The 18954-nt window shown below is 67.1% G+C and carries 12 protein-coding genes and 2 pseudogenes; 11 read left to right on the forward strand and 3 right to left on the reverse strand.

All coding sequences use genetic code 11. The features are described 5' to 3' along the window. Nucleotides 1–5 precede the first annotated feature (5 nt). Nucleotides 6–1760, reverse strand: a pseudogene (locus I7S92_RS20630) (phage tail tape measure C-terminal domain-containing protein); the annotation flags it as partial. A 1-nt stretch (nt 1761) separates the two neighbouring features. Here I7S92_RS20630 and I7S92_RS20635 point away from each other — a divergent pair. Both I7S92_RS20635 and I7S92_RS20640 read left to right on the forward strand, forming a co-directional pair. Beyond that, a complete protein-coding gene (locus tag I7S92_RS20635) occupies nt 1762–2052 on the forward strand; it encodes a hypothetical protein (RefSeq protein WP_197647421.1) in 291 nt (96 codons plus the stop codon). Nucleotides 2053–2114: 62 nt separating this feature from the next. After that, complete coding sequence (locus I7S92_RS20640; protein ID WP_197647400.1) at nt 2115–2495, forward strand: ATP-binding protein; 381 nt, start codon at nt 2115–2117, stop codon at nt 2493–2495. A 304-nt stretch (nt 2496–2799) separates the two neighbouring features. Here I7S92_RS20640 and I7S92_RS20645 read toward each other — a convergent pair whose 3' ends face one another. Beyond that, complete coding sequence (locus I7S92_RS20645) at nt 2800–4242, reverse strand: AICE element replication initiation protein (protein ID WP_197647401.1); 1443 nt, start codon at nt 4240–4242, stop codon at nt 2800–2802. Between the two features lie 371 nt (nt 4243–4613). Between I7S92_RS20645 and I7S92_RS20650 the strand changes: the two genes are divergently transcribed. The 5 genes and pseudogenes from I7S92_RS20650 (at nt 4614) to I7S92_RS20670 (ending at nt 8149) form a co-directional block, all read left to right on the forward strand. Further along, a complete protein-coding gene (locus tag I7S92_RS20650; protein ID WP_197647402.1) occupies nt 4614–4754 on the forward strand; it encodes a hypothetical protein in 141 nt (46 codons plus the stop codon). 54 nt (nt 4755–4808) lie between these two features. Further along, nucleotides 4809–6449, forward strand: a pseudogene (gene istA / locus I7S92_RS20655) (IS21 family transposase). Continuing rightward, the gene (gene istB, locus I7S92_RS20660) at nt 6382–7110 is read left to right on the forward strand and encodes an IS21-like element helper ATPase IstB (protein ID WP_197647403.1); all 729 of its coding nucleotides are present in this window, start codon (nt 6382–6384) and stop codon (nt 7108–7110) included. Before istA ends, istB begins: the two are co-directional and overlap by 68 nt. Before the next feature lie 364 nt (nt 7111–7474). Next, nucleotides 7475–7723 (forward strand): FitA-like ribbon-helix-helix domain-containing protein, encoded by a 249-nt coding sequence (locus I7S92_RS20665; RefSeq protein ID WP_197647404.1) that lies wholly within the window; start codon nt 7475–7477, stop codon nt 7721–7723. A gap of 3 nt (nt 7724–7726) precedes the next feature. Then, a complete protein-coding gene (locus I7S92_RS20670) occupies nt 7727–8149 on the forward strand; it encodes a type II toxin-antitoxin system VapC family toxin (protein ID WP_197647405.1) in 423 nt (140 codons plus the stop codon). 63 nt (nt 8150–8212) lie between these two features. Here I7S92_RS20670 and I7S92_RS20675 read toward each other — a convergent pair whose 3' ends face one another. Next, nucleotides 8213–8581: an SbcC/MukB-like Walker B domain-containing protein gene (locus I7S92_RS20675; RefSeq protein WP_197647406.1), complete on the reverse strand. Its 369-nt coding sequence runs from the start codon at nt 8579–8581 to the stop codon at nt 8213–8215. Here I7S92_RS20675 and I7S92_RS20680 point away from each other — a divergent pair. Genes I7S92_RS20680 through I7S92_RS20695 form a run of 4 tightly spaced genes read left to right on the forward strand, consistent with a single transcriptional unit; the run spans nt 8533 to nt 18924 of the window. After that, the gene (locus tag I7S92_RS20680) at nt 8533–8841 is read left to right on the forward strand and encodes a hypothetical protein (RefSeq protein ID WP_197647422.1); all 309 of its coding nucleotides are present in this window, start codon (nt 8533–8535) and stop codon (nt 8839–8841) included. The two genes, I7S92_RS20675 and I7S92_RS20680, sit on opposite strands and share 49 nt — an antisense overlap. Nucleotide 8842: 1 nt before the next feature. After that, a complete protein-coding gene (locus I7S92_RS20685) occupies nt 8843–9736 on the forward strand; it encodes a BrxR family helix-turn-helix transcriptional regulator (protein ID WP_197647407.1) in 894 nt (297 codons plus the stop codon). Between the two features lie 21 nt (nt 9737–9757). Beyond that, on the forward strand, nt 9758–12868 hold the full coding sequence (locus I7S92_RS20690; RefSeq protein WP_197647408.1) for an STY4851/ECs_5259 family protein: 3111 nt from the start codon (nt 9758–9760) through the stop codon (nt 12866–12868). Then, nucleotides 12865–18924: a DEAD/DEAH box helicase gene (locus I7S92_RS20695; RefSeq protein ID WP_197647409.1), complete on the forward strand. Its 6060-nt coding sequence runs from the start codon at nt 12865–12867 to the stop codon at nt 18922–18924. The genes I7S92_RS20690 and I7S92_RS20695 overlap by 4 nt, the downstream gene beginning before the upstream one ends. The last annotated feature ends 30 nt before the right edge of the window (nt 18925–18954 follow it).

An 18954-nucleotide genomic window follows, 5' to 3' on the forward strand; every position in this document is an offset into this window, starting at 1 on the left:
GTTCCTCACATGCCGCGGCGGCCGAGCGACACGGCGCGGGCGATGTCGCTGGCGACCTGCGTGCGCGACTGGCGGAAGCTCTCGGCGTCGCGCGCATTGATCGTGACATTGACGGTCCAGACGCTGGCCTGGCCGTAACCTGCCGCCTCGCGCCGGGAGAGAACGCGCTCACCGCGTTGCAGGATCGCGGGCACCTCATCCGGACGCAGACCAGCCCAGCCACCGTTGTGCATGCGCGGCGCGCCCGCGAAGGCCAAGGCGGGGACCATGCGTCCGGGGCCAGAGGCGCCGACCACGCCGCCCGCGTGCAGGATGTTCGCGAAAATCCCGCCCGCGCCGCTCAGCGCGCCGGAGAGCGCATTGGCAATCGGGCCGAGGATGAAACGTCGAGCCGCGAGCTTGGCCAGATCGGCGATCATGGAGGTGACCAGGTCGCGGAAGTCGAGCTTGCCGGACTTCACGAAGTCGCCGATGGCGTTCTCGGCCGAGGTGAAGGCCCCGACCAGCGCCTGGCCGATATCCCCGCCGATGTCGCGCGCTTTTGCAGCGTAGTCTGCAAGTGCGGCCGTGACGGCCTGCCAGCCGGTAAGCGCCGTGTCCGCGCCCTCGGCCGCAGCGGCGCCCGCGTCTCGTGCAGCGCCGCCTGCGCCATCTGCGGCGGTGGCAGTATCGTTCAGCCCGGCCGTCAGGGCATCGGCCGAGGCGGCGGCATCCGCCAGCGCGGTTTCGGCTTCGGTCCCCGTGCCGGTCACCGCATCCTTCAGCGCTTGCCAGCTGGCCAGCGGCCGACCTGCGGCGTCAGCCAGCATGCCTGCCGCCTCGCGATAGCCGTCGGCCCGGGCGCGGGCATCGTCGGCGATGGCTCCGAGCCCGAGATCGGGCGGCTCGAGATAGGTCCGCGACAGCGCGGCCGAAAAGGCATCCGCCGCTGCAGCACCGGCAGCGGTCGCGGCCCCCTCGAAGGGATTGCCGATGCGGCCGAGTTCCACCGGGTCGAGGATGCCGATCCGCACCCCACCTTCGCCGGTGGCCCATTCTGGCAGCAATGCCAGCGCCACGTTCAGGGTCTCGATGAAGTTGTTGATGCGCGTGACCACGCCGTTCAGCATCGCCTCGACGCCGGAGATCAGCCCGTTTGCGGCCTGGAACGCGAAGTCACCGATGGCCCCCGGCAGGCTGCCCCAGATCGCCACCGCGGCGTCATAGGCTCCCTGGAACATCGCCGCCGTCCGGTCGCCGAAGCTGACGACGCCCGCGATAGTGCCCTCAAGGGCCGAGAGCCCCGCCGCCTTCAGCCCTTCCCATCCGGCCGCCATGCGGGCGAGTGCCGCATCGAGCGACAGGCCGATCCGCGACCAGACTTCGCGAGCGAGATCGCCGAGCAGGCGGAAGGCTTCGCCCACGCCGCCGACCCGGGCGACGAGCTGCGAGAACTGGTAGATCAACTCGCCAGCGCCGACGATCAGTGCACCGATGCCGGTGCGGATCAGCGCCCCGCGTAGGAACACGAGCGCGGTGGCGAGGCCGCGCACCGATAGCGCCGCGGCCGCGAGCCCCGCCACCCAGCGACCCGCCATGACCGCGGCGAAGGTTGCGGCATAGGAGGCGAGACGCCCGAGGTTGCCGATCAGCGTGTCGATGGCAGACCGCAGGATCCCGCCATCGGACGCCAGCGCCACGAAGGCATTGGCCAGCGCCTCGATGGTCGGGGCGACCGCCACGGCGATGCGGTTGCGCAGGCCGTCGAACACAAGGGATACGGTGGCGCGCGAACCTGCGCTTGGCGCCAGTCTGGCCGCTGCCGAAGCTGCCCTCGACGCCTTGCGCACCGCTGCCTCCGACCTTGCCACCGCCGAGGCGCGCCTGACCCGCGCGAAAGGCGCCGTCGACCAGGCCCGCGGCACCGAACAGAAGGCGCGCGAGGAGCTGGCCGGCCTGAATGCCCATATCGCGGCTTTGGCCGAGGAAGGGATCGAGGAACGCCTGTCCGCAATCGCCGGCCAGCGCGCCGAGGCCGAGGCGCGCGCTATGAAGCCGAGGTTCGGGCGCTGACCCGCCTGCGCCGCGCGCTGGACGAGGCGCGGACCAGGGCCCGCGACGCCTATTTCGGACCGGTGCTGCGCGAACTGCAGCCGCTGCTTGCCATCCTCCACCCCGGGGCGAGCCTCGGCATCGACGACAGCACGCTCTTGCCCGCGACCTTGACCCGCGACGGCCAGGCCGAGGCGCTGGAGATCCTCTCGGGCGGCACCCGCGAACAGGTGGCGATCCTGACCCGCCTCGCCTTCGCGCGCCTCTTCGCCGCCTCGGGCCGCCCCGTTCCCGTCATCCTCGACGATGCCCTCGTCCATTCCGACGACGACCGGATCGAGGCCATGTGCGACGCCCTGCACAGGACGGCCCGCGACCAGCAGATCCTGGTGCTCACCTGCCGCCAACGCGCCTTCGCGGCGCTGGGGGGCGAACGGGCCGAGGTCCGGGTAGAGAGTGTGTGAGTGGGTGCCGTGGCGTATCGAAACCGGGACTGTCGGCTCCAATATGCGCATCTGGATAAAGGCTTGCGCTATGGTTTCGGTGGCCGAAGAAGTGGCGTCGGATGGCGACGCGGGCCACATGATGCCTTCAGGAGATGGCGGTCGATAGCCGAGCAAGAAAACCCGCCAGCTTGCGCAGCCCCGATGACTCGCCGATTTCCTCGAATGAGGAACAGATATCTTCAGCATGATAGTCTGTTAGACCCTCCCTCCTGGTTTGTGGCTGCTCCGCATTCTGCGTCCGCATCGTCCGCACTGACCAAGGTCACAGTTCTTCCCGGCAGAGCCGAATGATGCGCTCCCGGCCATGGCCGCGGCGGTCGAACCTCAGGCTGATCCCGATCCTGCTCAGAGCCGGTGCGATCCGCCGGAGGTGATCCGACAGGAGCCTGGCAGACCGCGGCCAGTCTTGCGGCACCGGCAGGCTGGACGTTCCCCGCAGGGTTTCGTCCAAGCGCGTCGCGGTGCCCTCCCAGATGTCGCGGCGGGCAAGAATCTCGCAGATCCGCGGGGCAAGCGGATCTTCATCGATGGTCGCCTCGTTGATCTGGCGAATGTTTCGCTGGTAGGCAGAGAGGAAGGCGCCCTCCTCTTTGGCATAGGCAGGCTCGCAGGCAATTCCCCAGAGCGCAAAATCGGCCATGCGCGGCAGCGGGGTCGACTGCGCGATGCTGTTTTGCCGGCCGAGTCCGGTCGACAGCGCCGCGCACAGAGCCCCAAGCAGAGAAGGGCGAGCCGCTTCGAAGGCGCGCATGACCGCCGCATGTGGTTGCCGTTCGTCGTCCGGGACCTTGCTGAGGGTCACGGTGATGGTCCGGTCTGCCAGGTCAGGTCGGACGAAGGAATGACCAATGCCGTTGCAGATGATCGGATTGCACGCAGAGAGGTAGACCTCGTCCGCATCCGAGTAATTCTTTCGTGTCGCGAATGTTGCTCCCGTCGCCAGGCGGCAGAGGGCATCGGACATGGAGTGGGTGATGGTCGACACATTGTCGAAAGTCAGCAGGTGCCCATGTTGGGCCGCCAGGAAAAGGTCGCGCTCCGACTTGGGCATGGACCGCACGCCGCTCACGCGCGGGTCCACCAGGCTTCCAAGAATCTCGGTGGCTGTCGTTTTTGCGGTGCCTTGGCTCCCGAACAGGTACAGCAAGGGGAATGGCTGCACGCCGGCCAGCGTCCCGAGCAGATGTGCGATAACCAGGAGGCGCTCGCCAGGGTCGTCGATCCGCAAAAAGTCCCACAAGGCGTCCAGGCTACCACTCGGAACCGGATCGGGGAGGGGCAGCATGCCCGCGGTCCGGCGAAAACGGATCGGCGAGTGTTCCAGGATGCGCCAGCCGGTCGCATCGATTTCGATGACGCGCCAGTCCGGGTCGCACAGGTCGATATAGATGCGATCTGCAGCCCTGGCGACGCGAAGATGGACGTCTTCCACGACATCACCGAATTGGGCTTCCGCCTTCAGCGTATCGATGAATCTGGTGAGGTCCTTCTTCGGGAAGATCTGTCCGGTCTCCTTGCGCTGGAGCCGTTGGATCAGTTCGGCAAACTTATCGCCGTTGATCGGCCAGATTTCGCTATGACCGTCCTGCATGACTTCTGCGAAGAGGACACCTGCCGGCGTGCGAAAAGGCATGGCAATTTCTGCCAGTTGGTCAGATGGCGCTTCATCCTCGGCGATATCTGGCATGGCGTTTGCGTGGTTCATGCGGCGTCCTTCATGATGCCCGATCGCCCGGCGCCGAGACAGCGGCGCCCGTGCAGATCGAGGGGTTGCGGGAGATGCATGAAGGATAGAGGAGCCAACCCTGTCCGACGACGGGGGCACCCCTTCAGAATGTGGACAACCGGGTTCCATGTCGTCCAACCCTGTGGACAACGGCGAATACTCTCTCGCGCGGACGATGCGGACGCAGACTCCACTGTCTATGCGGCTCACCCTGTTTACACAGTAGTTCCGGGATGTGTGTGATGTGGATGCTGTCCCTGGGTGTGATGTAGGTTCTGGCAGAGGTGGGCACCGGCGATGTTCCGGTAGGGTCTGGTTGCTGACACCAACCTGGACCGGAGATTCCACCGATGACCACCGACATGATGAACCTGCGTGACCTCGTCGAGACGGCCCCCGACGCCGATCTTCTGCGGGAGATGATCGGCTATGCCTGTGTTTCGGCGTGCAATTTTGACCCCCTAAGGCGGGGTATCGGCGTCCAATTTTGACCCCCCTGATGTTCTGTCGGACCGTCCGTTGCGAGGCAGCGGACGGAGGGGGAGTTGAAGCGGGTGGATACGATCGCGCGGGTCCGGCGGGCCTTCTATGTCCAGGGCTGGTCAGTGAAGAAGATCGTGCGGGAACTGCACGTGTCGCGGAATACCGTCCGGAAGATCCTGCGGTCTGACGAGACGGACTTCAGCTACGGGCGGGAGCGGCAGCCGATGCCGCGGATCGGGCCATGGCAGGGACAGCTCGAGCAATTCCTGTCGTCCAATGCGAGCAAGCCTTCACGGGAACGGTGACCCTGATCCGCATCTTCGAAGAGCTGCGCGGGTTCGGATACGAGGGCGGCTACGATGCGGTGCGCCGGTTCGCGAAGAGCTGGTCACAGAGCCGTGGCGCGGTGACGGCGGAAGCCTATGTGCCACTCTATTATGCACCTGGCGAGGCTTACCAGTTCGACTGGAGCCATGAGGTCGTGCTGATCTCGGGCGTCACGGTGACGGTGAAGGTGGCACATGTCCGGCTTTGCAACAGCCGGATGATGTTCGCCCGGGCCTACATGCGCGAGAGCCAGGAGATGGTCTTCGACGCGCACGACCGGGCCTTTGCCTTCTTCAAGGGCACCTGCACGCGCGGGATCTACGACATCGAGCCATGAGCCGCCACTGGTTCAAGGCCATGGCGAGGGAAGACGGCGGTGGAGGCGGTCTTCACCGGCAAGGAACGCCATTACAACCGCCGCTTCCTGCAGATGTGCAGCCACTACTTGGTCCAGCCAGTCGCCTGCACCCCGGCATCGGGCTGGGAGAAGGGTCAGGTCGAGAACCAGGTCGGGCTGGTGCGGGAGCGGTTCTTCACGCCACGCCTGCGAGTGAAGAGCCTGGACGAGCTGAACGCCTGGCTGATGGACAAATGCGTGGCCTATGCCAAGGCGCACCGCCATCCCGAAGAGGCCGACAAGACGATCTGGGAGAGGTTCGAGGATGAGCCATTGTGCGCCATTGGTCCGAGCACAATGGCGAATGCGCCCCCATCTCGTGCCCTATGTCGGCCCCTTCGACGGCTTCCACAGCGTGCCGGCTTCCGTATCGAAGACCTGCACGGTGCGGTTCGACAACAACAAATACTCGGTGCTGGCCACGGCGGTCGGGCGGCCCGTCGAGGTGCATGCCTATGCCGACCGGATCGTCATTCGCCAGGACGGCGTCATCGTCGGTGAACATGCCCGCGCCTTCGGCCGCGGCCAGACTGTCTATGATCCATGGCACTATGTGCCTGTTCTGGCGCGCAAACCTGGAGCGCTGCGCAATGGTGCTCCGTTCAGGGACTGGGTTCTCCCGCCTGCGATGACCGCGATCCGGCGCAAGCTGAAGGGCAGCGACGATGGTGACCGGCAGATGGTGCAGATCCTGAGCTGCGTGCCGGATGACGGGCTGCAGGCCGTCGAGGCCGCCTGCCGCGAGGCCGTCGATCAAGGTGTCCATTCTGCGCCGGTCGTCATCAACATCCTTGCCCGACGACGCGACCCAACCCCGCCGCCACCTCTACTGACCCCCACCGCGCTGCGCCTGACCCACGAGCCCGTGGCCGATTGCGCCCGCTACGACAGCCTCAGGAGAACCAGCCGACATGGAACGCACCCAAATCCTCGACCTGATGGGCAGCCTCAAGCTCTACGGGATGCGCAGCGCCTATGACGAGGTGATGGCCGCAGGTATCAAGCGCCAGCACGAACCGCCTCGCATCGTCGGCGACCTGCTGCAGTCCGAGATTGCGGAGAAGCAGGCCAGATCCATCCGCTACCAGATGACCGTGGCAAAGCTGCCGCTGGCCAAGGACATCGAAGAGTTCGACTTCACCGGCACGCCGATCAACGAGGGCTTGGTCCGGGAACTAGCCAATGGCAGCTTCGTCACCGACCAGCGCAACGTGGTTCTCATCGGCGGCACCGGGACCGGCAAGACCCACCTCGCCATTGCCATCGCCCGTGCGCTGATCCGTAACGGCACCCGTGGCCGCTTCTTCAACGTCGTCGATCTGGTGAACCGGCTGGAGACCGAGACCCGCGGTGGCAAACAGGGGCGGTTGGCCGACTACATGACCCGCCTCGACTTCGTCATCCTCGACGAACTCGGCTATCTGCCCTTCGCGCAGTCCGGCGGCCAGCTCCTGTTCCACCTGATCAGCCGCCTCTACGAACGAACCTCGATCATAGTCACCACCAATCTTGCCTTCGGAGAGTGGCCGACTGTCTTCGGCGACGCCAAGATGACCACGGCACTCCTCGACCGCCTGACCCACCACTGCGAGATCATCGAGACCGGCAACGAGTCCTGGCGATTCAAAAACCGCGCCTGAGCCCGATCAGGGCCTGACCCGCCTCCACTCTGTGATCAGTTCCGTCGGCTCAGGCCCTGATCTCAACGTCGCAAAGGGGGTCAATTTTGGACGCCGATACGGGGTCAGTTTTGCGCGCCGATTTGACAGGATGATCTTCAACCACAGTTCGGCGGCGGCCATGGTGTTGTAGCGGGGATCGACGGCGAAGACCGCCATGAGTTGCCCGGCATCGGCTCATCGTCGGTGACGGGGGAGCGGTCTTGATCATTCATGGCCGTTCTTTCCGTTGTTTCTGTGGACCTGAAATCCGAAGATCAGGGAGGTTTGCCTTGATAGCAATGCTAGCATCGCCTATCTGGAAGGGACAGGTCAGGAGGGTCTCATGGCGAACATCACGATTCGAAATCTGGATGACTCCGTAAAGCACGGCTTGCGTCTGCGGGCCGCAAGGCATGGCCGTTCGATGGAAGACGAGGTGCGCCATATTCTGCGGGATGCGGTGGATCGGCCTGCCCGGCCCGTCGATCTCGCGGCGCGCATCAGGGCGCGGGTCGAAAAGTTCGGCGGGGTCGAACTCGACCTTCCGCCGCGCGAGCCGCTGCGCGAACCTCCGGCTTTCGGGCAGGTGTGATCGGTGATCATTCTCGATACCAATGTCATCTCGGAGCTGTTGCGCCCCGCCCCGGAAGTGCGGGTCGAACGCTGGCTTGCCGCCCAGAATGGCATCATGGTTTTCCTGACTGCCATAACCGAGGCCGAACTGCGCTATGGAATCGCGGTGATGCCTGATGGTCGACGCCGCGCGGGTATAGCGATGATGCTGGACAGCATCCTGCGCGAGGATTTCGCTGGCCGTATCCTGCCGTTCGACAGCCCTGCGGCCGAGGCATTCGCGGCAATCGCCGCCGCCCGCCGCTCGGCAGGCCGCCCCATTGCACAGGCGGATTGCCAGATCGCCGCCATAGCCCACGCCGCGGGGGCATCTCTAGCCACCCGGAACGTCCGGGACTTCGCGGACTGCGGGATCCGGATCGTGAATCCTTGGGAGGCGGAATAGGGGATGACCGGCTTTCAAGCATATAAGATGCGGCAGCCGGAGTTAAGTCGCGTGAGCGCAAATTCACCCCAAACTGGTCCTGCCGGTCTCGACTACGCTTTTGCCGCCGCCCTGCTTGCACACCGCGATATGGGTAGGAATGCGATCTTTTATCGCCTCGACATGGCTGATAACGCCGACCTGGCGACCTCGCGATTGCAGGCTTTCCAGTGCGTCGAGGGCCAGATCGAGGCTGCCCGTGTCCAAGGAGCCGGAGCCCTCGTCGATGAACAGGGTGGTGGCCAGCTCTCCCTGGCCGCCCATCCTTGACAGCGCCAGTGCAAGTGTCAGCGAGACGAGGAAGCGTTCGCCGCCCGACAGGCCGCGGGTGTGCGGGCCATGTCGTGGCCCTCGACTTGAAGCGCCAGATTGGCGGCGCGGCGCAAGCGGCAACGCTGGTTCAGGTCGGCCAGCTGGCGATTGGCGTGATCTACCGGCATATCCAGCGCAATCGACTGCGCGACTCGCGCGAAACGGTCGCCATTGTGCGAACCAACGGCGCGGTTTGGCCGATGTGCCCGTTGGCAAGGATGCGCGTCGGAGCTCCGCCGGTCGAATCCGGGTGGCTTGACAGCCTGCAGTCCGTATGTATAAAAACTATATGGGACCTACAAGGCATCCCATATAGTTTTTACTCTTATTCGGACGACTGATGTGAAGTGGAGCGTCGAGCGACGGCTGGAATTCCTCGAGTTCCGCCTGTTCTGGGAGGGCGGTGTAAATCGCGCCGACCTGATCGAGATGTTCGGCGTCTCGGTCCCGCAGGCGTCCAAGGATCTGACGCTTTATCAGGAAAAGGCTCCCGGCAACGCCTTCTATGACAAGAGTGCCCGGCGCTATGTCGCAGGGGCGGGGTTCCGGCCAGTGTTCCTCGACCCCGACCCGGACGCCTGGCTTTTGCGGCTGCGCTCGGCGGCGGAGGGGTTTGCGGATGCGGGTGCCAACTGGCTCGCCGCCCCGCCCGAAGCCGACATAGCACTGACACCGCGCCGCAAGGTCGATACTGCGGCGCTGCGCGGTATTCTGGCGGCGCTGCGCGAAGGCGCGTCGCTGGAGATCCTCTACCAGTCGATGAGTCCCGCGCGGCCCGATCCGGTGTGGCGGCGCATTTCTCCGCATGCCTTCGGCTATGATGGTTTCCGTTGGCATGTGAGGGCCTGGTGCCACGAGACGGGAAAATTCAAGGATTTTCTGCTGCCGCGTGTTCTCGATATCGGAGGGCGCGGTGCCGCAGGCGCCAGCGGGGAGCAGGATCGGCTCTGGCATGACCACTTCGATATCGTCATCACGCCACACCCAAAGCTATCCGCGGGCCAGCAGGCGGTGGTTGCTCGGGACTATGGTATGGTGGATGGGCGCGCCGCGCTTACCACACGCTACGCCATGCTGTTTTACGTTCTCAAACGTCTCGGTCTTTTGGAGGATGCGCGGAGCCGCGATCCTCGTACGCAGCATATCGTAGCAGAGAGCGATGCGGCGGTCGCCGCAGCCCTCCGTCGGGCGAATTTTGAGTTCGACGAGGCGGGGCAGACAGGCGGCGGGTCATGATCTTGGCAAGAGGGTCGTGCGATGCCGGATGAGGTATATCGGGCAAAGGAGCTGCGGGAGTTCTGGCGCAAGCGCAACTGCCCGGGGCCGGATGCGCGGCCGATGCACCTCTATCTCTGCGACGACGACGAATATGCGGCTCTGGGACAGTGGCTGAAACCCAGGCTTCAGTCCCGCGCGGTCTCGTCCGGCGTGGCGGGATGGTTTGCGCTCTGGGCGGTGGAGAGGATCAGGCGTTTCTACGCCGGTGGAGGGCTGACCTGGGCCTTCGTGTTCGCCGGGGTGAGCGTTGAGCCCGATCAGAGGCAGGCCGCGACGCTTGCGGAAAGAGGATTGCTCTTCTGGCGCCGCCCGCTACGCCGCAGCGCCATGGGCGGCGGCCGGCATTTCCTCTATTCCCTGATGGCCGAGGGCGGACTGCCGGATGCGCTTCTGGCACGCGAGAGTGGCTACAGCGCGGCGCTGCTGGGGACCATCGCCGACATCGGCGCCATGGGGGCCGCCGCGGCTCTGACGATCGCGCGCAGATGGCTGGGCGCCTTGCCGCAGGTTTATCAGGAGGACCAGGCGGCAGAGCTCTTGGCCGAGTTGGCGCAGGCCATCATCGGCCTGCGGGCCGAGTTGCCCGAAGGCGTCGCCGGCGCACTTGCCGAAAACTGGCTGAACCTTCACCGCCCCGGCTGGGAGGCAGGGCTTCCGCTTCGGCTGTCTGAGCCGGCGCGCGTCGCGCTGCTGCGGCCGGCCTTATCCGAAGACGACGCCCTGCTTCGCCATCGACGGCAGGTGTCGCAGCGCCTGCTGCATCGCCGGGCGGACGGAGTTGGCTGGGCCGGGGCGATCCGTATCCCGAACGGGGTGCTGCTTCCCCACGCGATGCTGCCCGTAGCCGCCGGCCACAGGGTGCTGCGGCTGGTCGCCGAGCAGGGGCCGGTGTTCCGGGCCGTGGCCGAAGCCGAGGGCTGGAGCATCTCTGGCGGCAGGCAGGCTGCGCTGCTGGCCTTGGCTCCCGACCGTGCCTGCATCCTTGCCGCCTATGCGGATGGCCGGCTGCTGGGAGAGTGCGTCCTGGCTGCCGGCCTGCCATCGCCCGAGGAGGCACCGACGCTCTGGCGTGCCTCCGCCCCCGGCGATCAGGCGGTGGAGCTGGTCCCGGCATCTTCGCGCGGAACCGCGGCTGGGCGGCTGTGGCTGCTGGCGCCCGCGGAGGCCGCTCCGGTCTTTTCCGAGGGAGTTCAGGCCGGTGAACCCGAGCCTGCGCCCAACGGGCGGCTGTGGCCGGTCTCCGGCCAAGGCACGATCCGCTGCGGCGAGATCACCCTGAAGGTCGAAACCGGCTGCGGCAGGGATCAGGACCCTGCGACACTGCTGCCGCTGGCCGCGACCCTGCGGGGCTGGACCGCCGAAAACGGGCTGCCGGTGTTCTGCGGCACTCTGCGCTTTCTCGGGCTGCGGGGAGAGCATCCGGCCCGGGATTTGACGCAGCGGGTCCGGCTGCGCGACATGCGCGGGACGCTGGCCGGCCGGATCGTCGAATGGCCGGATGAGGACGGCGCCTCCCAGGCAAGGGTGGCGCTTGTCGCGCTGCCCACGGGGTTCTCGTTCGAGATGCGTGAGGCCGGGACTGGCTGCGCTGCGATAAGGGTCGAGGGGCTGCCGGCGGGATGGCATGTCCGCGCGAACGCGGGTGGCCTGGCCGTCGATCTCGATCCGGCGGTAGGGTCCTTGCTGCTGAGGGCAGGCGACGGCCTGCCCGCCATGGTCACTGCAGTCTTGTCCGATCCTGCCACGGGCCGCACCCTGCACCTTTCGGCGCCCTGGCCGTCGCGCGATCCGGTGTTGATCGATCCGACCGGCCAGCGGCTGGCGCAGAGCCGTGCGGCTTCCCTCTCCTCGCTCACGGGATGGCGCGGGGTGGTGCCCGCCGCCGGTGGCGCGCTCGAGCTGCGGATGGCGGGTCGTGCGGTCGGCTTCGGCATCGGCGGAATGCAGCGCCTTTCGGCCTGGTCCGGTCTCTTGGCGCAAGCCATGGCTCTGGCGGGGGCGGATGGAACGGTCGAGCTCTGTCTGGCCTGCGGGGTGCAGACGCCGCGCCTGGACCTTCGGCGTTATGACTGGCCCTCCACGCTGCGCGGGGACCGGCTGGAGTTGGGGATCGATCCGGTTCGGCTTCGCGCCATCACCCTTGAACCACCGCATCTGCTGCGGGAAACCGAAGCCAACGGCGAAATCCGCCTGTCTGACTGGCTGGGCGACCTACCGCAACTCTGGTTCATTCAGGGACGTTCCGAGCGGGGCGTGATGAGGGCGGAAGCCTGGTCGGCACGGCCCCGGCCGCGGTCCAGCCGCCCGCATCGCATCGCAGCCTATCACGCCGAATTCCGCGCTATGCTGGAGGATGTGTCGCATCCCGGCTGGGCTCAGTTGATTGCCCTGATCCGCCTGGCGCGCGAGGCGGGGGACGCTGGCGCGCTGGATCAGCTTCAGGCGCTGCCCGGCGTCCCGGCCATCGCGGTGGCGCTGCTGTTCCGGATGCGGCCGGGCGAGATCGTGCAGACCCTGGATATAGAGACCGAGGCACCGTTCTGGTGGCCACTGCTGCCGTGCAATGCCTGGTCGAAGGGCCTGGCCCATGCCAGACGCCATCAGCTGCAACTGCTGGTGCAGGCAGGCCTCGTTGGGCGCGAGACCGAGGCCTCTGTGGCGGAGGCTGTTCAACGCCGCATCGCCTCGGTCCTGCGGCATCGGCCCGAGTTGAAGGCGCATTTCGGCGTTGCCCTGTTCCAGGCCGGTTTCTCACCAGTGGCGGGGTCGGGCGACATGCTCCTGCTGGCCCGTGACCCGGAGGCGCGCCTGCTGGAAGCCGCCCGCTCGCTTGCTGCCCGCGCGCCTGCGATTCCCCAGGGCGTGACCGGAATCTCCGCTCCCCGGATTGCGGCCCTTGAGGACTTCTCGCCTGATCTGCGTCCGATCCTCGACGCGCCGGTGGCCGCCGCAGCCATGGCCGCAAGGGACACACGGCCCGCCGCCGAGGATGTGCTGCGGCTTCTCGCACTCCGCCATGCCGATCCGCAATGGTTCGACGATGCCTTGCCCCTTGCCCTGCAACTTCTTGCCATGAAGATGTCCGCATGACTGCTGCTCCCCGCTCCTCGAACCTCACCAGGGCGCTGGCGCGCATGGCGCATCGTTCGGCCTCGGCCGCCGTCGCGCGGGCCAGGGTCGCCGATCCGGTGTTGAACCGGGTGCTGCTGCGGCGGCTGGCGGCCGACCCAGGGCATCCCGATTCCCTGCTGGCGGAACCCATGTTCGAGGCGGCAAAAGCCTGGCAGCCGGCGGAGGCCAGCCTGGACCAGCTGTCGGGCACCCTGCTGGACCCGCTGCTGGTCGATGCGCTGGACCGCGCGCCCTCCTATCGCATGGAGCGGTCGCTCAGGCCCTATTCCCACCAGCTCGCGGCGTGGAAGGCCAGCCTCCAGGACGGCAAGTCGGTGCTCGTCACCTCGGGCACCGGCTCGGGCAAGACCGAATGCTTCCTGATCCCGCTGCTGAACGATCTGTTGGCGCGAACCCGGCCGGGTGGGGGAGTGCAGGCGATCATGCTCTATCCGCTGAACGCGCTGATCGAAAGCCAGCGAGACCGCCTGGTCGCCTGGGCCGAGGGGCTGGGCGGGCGGGTGCGGTTTGCACTCTACAACGGCGATACGCCCGAGACCGCCCGCAAGGCCGGCGAGAAATCGACCACCGCCGAGTTGAAGAACCGCCGCGACATCCGCGACAGGCCGCCGGATATCCTGGTGACCAACATCACCATGCTGGAATACCTGCTGCTGCGCGAACGGGACCGCCGCCTGCTCGATGCCTCGCAGGGGGCGTTGCGCTGGATCGTCCTGGACGAGGCGCACTCCTATGTGGGCTCGCAAGCGGCTGAGATGGCGCTTCTGCTGCGGCGGGTGCGCGCGGCCTTCGGCGTGCGACCCGATCAGGTCCGGCTCATGGCCACTTCGGCGACGATCGGCGGTGAGGCGGATGCCGCCGGGCGGCTGGCGGATTTCGTGGCTGCAATGGCAGGACAGGATCTGGCGAAGGTTTGTGTGATCGAGGGGCGCGAGGCGCCGCTGCCCTTGCCGGACCTTGGCGCGGACGTGCCACTGCTGCCTGATGACATGAGCTGCCAGTCGGACGATGTGCTGTGGTCCCGTCTGGCGCCGCACCCTCGTATTCAGACGCTTCGGCGCCGGATGGCCGAGGGTGGGGTGCGGCTTGGAGATGCCGCCGATGTGCTGTTCGGGGATCGTGGTCGGCAGGGGGATGCCCAGGCAGTGCTGGACGCTATGGCGCTGGCGCAGCGAGACGGGCAGCGGCTGCTACCGTGGCGGGCTCATGTGTTCCATCGGGCGCAAGGCGGCGTCTTCGCCTGTATTGACCCGGATTGCCCGCACAGGGATGCCGAGTTGCGCGAAGCCGGGGCCGCCTGGCCCTTCGGGGCGATCCATCTGGTCCCGCGCCCGCTCTGCGGCTGCGGTGCGCTGGTTTTCGAGGTGGTGGCCTGCACTTCCTGCGGCGCGCCCCATCTGCAAGCCTCGCTGATCCCCGGCGCCCAGCCCCGCCTGGTGCCTCCGGAGGCCGTGGAGGGCGACGATTTCGCCTTGGACGCCGAACCTGACGACAATGAGGAGCCCGTGGCGACTGTCGCGCTGCTGGCGCCATTGGGTGGCGGTGGTTATCCGGGCTGGATCGGCAGGGAAAGTGGGATCGTCCATCAGAATAGTCCGCCGGAGGGGCAGGCGGTCGTTCCTCTTTCGGTGATCGAAAACCCCGACCCACGGACCTGTTGCCTCGAAGCCAGGCATTCGCGGCTTCAGGCCCTGCGCTTCGGGCCGGCGTTCTTCCTGGGTAACGCCATGCCGCAGGCGCTTGAAGAACTCGCCGCACCACAGGGTGAGGCTGGCCTGCCCTCGGCAGGGCGCAGGGCGATCAGCTTCACCGACAGCCGCCAGGGCGTTGCGCGCCTGGCGGCGAAGTTGCAGCAGGATGCCGAGCGCACGCTGACGCGCGCCTTCCTGTGGCACACCGTGCAGGAGAGGCCGCAGGGCGGCGATGCCGGGGAAATCGCCAGGCTCGAACAGAGCATCGCAAAGTTCCGCGACCTGGATGCTGATGCCCTTGCCGAGCAGATCGCGGAGGCCGAGGGCAGGCTTGCCACGCTGCGCGGGCAATCCGTGCCGGTGGTGCGCTGGTCCGATCTCGTCCAGCGGTTCGCGCAGCAAGCGGATTTGCGGTCCTTTGCCGGGGAGGTGTGGCGCGGTCGAAAAATCTCGGGCTGGCTTGGTGACGATCCCGTGGAGCTGGCGCGGATGTTCCTGTTCCGCGAGATGTTCCGTCGCCCCAAGGTGCAGAACAACCCCGAGACCATGGGTCTGGTGCGGCTGGCCTTCCCCGAGTTGGAGAAGGCGCTGGTCGAAGCGGGGGTGCCCGATCCGCTGGCCCAGCGGGGCGTTGATGCCGAAGGTTGGCGCGGGCTGGTGCTCGCCGCGGTGGATTCGGTGTTCCGCGACCGGCTGGCGAGCCAGATCCCGGACTGGATGGTGCCCGTGGTCTCGCCCCGGTTCGGGCGGCTGAACGTCATCCTGTCTTCTTCGACGCCACGGGAGGACCGTGGCGATGACCGCACCACCAGCTATTGGCCCGGCCCGGTGCCAACCCAGCGGCAGACCCGGTTGCAAGGGCTGGTCTACGGTCTGTTGCAAGGCGACCCGGCCAATCCGAGGCATCAGGACCAGGCCGCCGAAGTCCTGGACAGGATGTGGGGGCTGATCACCCGCAACGCCTGTAGCCAGCAGGCGGGATCCGGCAGATGGCGGCTGGACTTCGACCGCAGCGCGGTGACCCGTCTGAACCGCGCTTGGCTTTGCCCCGTCACCCGCCGGCCCTATGGATGGTCGGTAGCGGGTCGCAGCCCATACAATGTGGCGAGCCCCATGACGGAGCTGCGCTTCCCCGCGCTTCCCATCGCCAATGCCGGCGGCCTGACCTCGGCCGACCGGCGCGATCTGGCAGCCTGGGCCGAAACCGATACCGAGGTCGCCGCTCTGCGCGCCGCTGGCCTGTGGAGCGACCTGCACGACCGCATCGCCGGCTACCCGTCCTTCCTGCGCGCGCAGGAGCATTCAGCGCAGATCGAGCGGCGAGTGCTGAAAACCTATGAAGAGGCGTTCGATCAGGGGCGGATCAACCTGCTGAACTGCTCGACCACGATGGAGATGGGGGTCGACCTGAAGGCGGTTCAGTTGGTGGTCAACGCCAACGTGCCGCCCGCGCTGTCCAACTACCGCCAAAGGGTCGGCCGCGCGGGACGCCAGCGCGAACCCTGGGCCTTCGGCTTGACCTTCTGTCGCGACCTGCCGCTGGACCGGCAGACGTTCCTGGCACCCGGCGCGTTCCTGCGGCGGCCGATCACCGCGCCCAGGGTTTGGTTTGGCAGCGGTCCGCTGGTGCAGCGGCATGTGAACGCGGCGCTGCTGGGCGCCTGGCTCGCGGCCATGGGCGGGGGCAACATCAAGGCCAGCACCGGATCGTTCCTGGGGGCCGGCCTCGATGCGGATGCGCCTGCGGTGGATGCAGCGGCGGACCGTTTTCTTGCCGATCTGCGCGGCGACTGGGCCGCGCAGCCGCGACAGCAGGCCCTCGTGCCGCCGCTTGTGCGCGGGACGATCCTGGAGGGAGAAGATCCGCCGCGCCTGATCCAGCGGACTGCCGAGGCGGTGGAAGGGTTCATTACGGCTTGGCGGCGCGAATACCACGAGTTGCTGGATCGCCGCGACGGGGCCGCCGAGCAGGAGGTGGCCGCTGCTTTCCTCCTGCGCGCCAGGCGCATGGCCGGAGAGTTCCTGTTGGGTGACCTGGCACGTCGGGGCTTTGCGCCGGCCCACGGATTCGCCACCGATGTGGTGACCTTCGACCCGCTGGTGTCGGGCAAGGCGGACGACGATCTCGACATCACCTATAACAAACGGGCAGGTGCTTCGCGCGAATTGCACCAGGCGATTCGCGAATATGCACCCGGCAGCGAAGTCGTGATCGACGGGCTTGTCTACCAGAGCGAGGGCGTCAGGCCCGCTTGGGGCGCGGATGCCGACGCCACCGGGCTGGAGGATCTGCAAACCCTGTGGGAGTGCCGCTCGTGTCAGGCTTTCGGTCTGTCGCGCTCGGCGCGCCCCGAGTCGTGCCCGGATTGCGGTGCGGTCGGGCTGCACGGCACCCAGATTCTCCGCCCGGCGGGCTTCCTGACCCGCAAGGCGCCGCATACCGGCTATGAAGCCCTTGCCCATACGCCTTTCGAACCCGCCAAGGTCTCGGCCCGGGGGGCGGGCTGGACTGTGCTGCCGAACCCTTCTGCAGGGCGCTATCGGCACGATCCGGAAGGGCAGGTCCTGTCCCGCTCGTCCGGCCGACTGGGCGGGGGCTATGCATTGTGTCTGTGTTGCGGCCGGGCCGAGCCCATGCAGGCGCCGGAGCAGGGTTTGCTGGCCGAGTTGCCGAAGGCGATCCGTCGGCATTTTCCGCTGGCCCGAAGCAAGACCACCCGGCTGACCCATGATGGCTATTGCCCTGGCGGCTATACTGAGCCGCATCGGCTGCAACGGCATCTCCACCTGGCCCATAATACCCGCACCGACGTGTTCGAGATGCAGTTGCCGCTGTCAGTGCAGGTGCCGTCGGGACTGGCGCTGGCGGCGGCGCTGCGCGAGGCCCTTGCGGAACGGCTGGGGGTGGAAAGCGGCGAGATCGGTGTGAGCGCCGGGCCGCGGCAGGGCGCCAGTGGCGAGCCGCGGGTTTCCATATGGCTGCATGACCGGGCCGCCGGTGGGGCCGGGCTGACGGCATGGCTGGGCGAGGCCGGAATGTTGCGGGCCATGATGCGGCGCGCGGCAGAGCTGCTTGTCTGCCCCGAGGGCTGCCTGCGCGGCTGTCCGTCCTGCATCCTGCAACCGGATCTCAGCCAGTCCGGCATCCGGCTCGACCGTCCAGCCGCAGCCGTGCTTGCGCAGACCATGGCGGAGGGCATCGCCCTTCCGGATGCGCTTTGCGTCTTCGGCCCGGAGACAAGGTTCCTGGGCCAGCCGATGACCGGGCGAATTGGCCAGTTGGCGATGGCCGGGGGGCTGCGCCGGCTCCGCGTCTATCTCCACGGAAACCCGGCCGACTGGGACCTTTCGCGCTGGTCGCTCGCCGATGACCTTGCACGCTGGCGCGCGTCAGGCGCCGTGGTCGAGCTTTGCCTCGACACTGCGGCGCTGACCAGTGCTGGTTTCGATCTGGCGGTCCGGCTGTCGCTTTATCGCCTTGTCGGCGCGGCACGTTTGTTCCGGCTGGAGGCACTGCCCCATGCGGGCGGCCTGCCGGTGGTGGCGGTTCTTGAAACCGCCACCGGGCAGGAAGCCTTTGCCGTCTCGGAGGGAGCGGAAGCCCTGCCCGGGCGGGAGTGGGCTTCGGGCTCGGGTGGTCCGCTGATGGCCGGAGAATGGAATATGCAGGAGGTAGGAGCTGAACTGTCGCTCGACCGGCTGATGCAGCTTGCCACGGGGTCGGGCCGGGTCATGACTCCGGGTCCGGTTCTGGATGGACCGATCCAGGGATTCGGGCAGCGCTTCTGGGCGTGGCTGGCCCAGATGGTTCCGCTCGATCTGGCAGCGTTCCAGCGGCACGGGCTTCAGGAAATCCACTATACCGACCGCTATCTCCTGACGCCGGTGGCGCTGATGCTGGTGGCGCGTGTTCTTGCTGCGGTGCCGGGTGCCAAGACAGCGCGGCTGCGGATCGACCTTGCGCCGAATGAAGACCGGCGCGGGCCGAAGGACCATCCGAAGGTTTTCGACAGCTACGAGGATGACCGGATGCGCGTCGCGGTGCTGCGGGCACTGTTGCCGGCCGCGCAGTTGGAGTTGGCCGCGCGCCGAACGGCGCTTCCACATCGGCGCGAGATGCGGTTCACCTTGGCGGATGGCCGCAGGTTCCGCCTGCTTCTGGATCAGGGTCTGGGAGCATGGCGGGCGGAAATCAGCGGCGGCGGGCAGGATATGCGGCACGATTTTCAGGCTGCGGCGGAGAGCCAGGCGGCAGCCCTGTCCCGGTCCAAACTACACGTCGCTGGTGGGGAAGAGCCCATGGTCTGGGAGGCGCTGCCATGACAATGGCCTGCCATCGCCAAGATCGAGTCA

Origin of the sequence: Tabrizicola soli (assembly GCF_015999335.1) — a bacterium.
GTDB lineage: Bacteria > Pseudomonadota > Alphaproteobacteria > Rhodobacterales > Rhodobacteraceae > Tabrizicola > Tabrizicola soli.

What these genes read in the sequence shown, in the direction of transcription:
- I7S92_RS20645 (WP_197647401.1), bottom strand. Translation starts at nt 4,242, where the DNA reads ATGAACCACGCAAACGCCATGCCAGATATCGCCGAGGATGAAGCGCCA.
- I7S92_RS20650 (WP_197647402.1), top strand. Translation starts at nt 4,614, where the DNA reads ATGACCACCGACATGATGAACCTGCGTGACCTCGTCGAGACGGCCCCC.
- istB (WP_197647403.1), top strand. Translation starts at nt 6,382, where the DNA reads ATGGAACGCACCCAAATCCTCGACCTGATGGGCAGCCTCAAGCTCTAC.
- I7S92_RS20665 (WP_197647404.1), top strand. Translation starts at nt 7,475, where the DNA reads ATGGCGAACATCACGATTCGAAATCTGGATGACTCCGTAAAGCACGGC.
- I7S92_RS20690 (WP_197647408.1), top strand. Translation starts at nt 9,758, where the DNA reads ATGCCGGATGAGGTATATCGGGCAAAGGAGCTGCGGGAGTTCTGGCGC.
- I7S92_RS20695 (WP_197647409.1), top strand. Translation starts at nt 12,865, where the DNA reads ATGACTGCTGCTCCCCGCTCCTCGAACCTCACCAGGGCGCTGGCGCGC.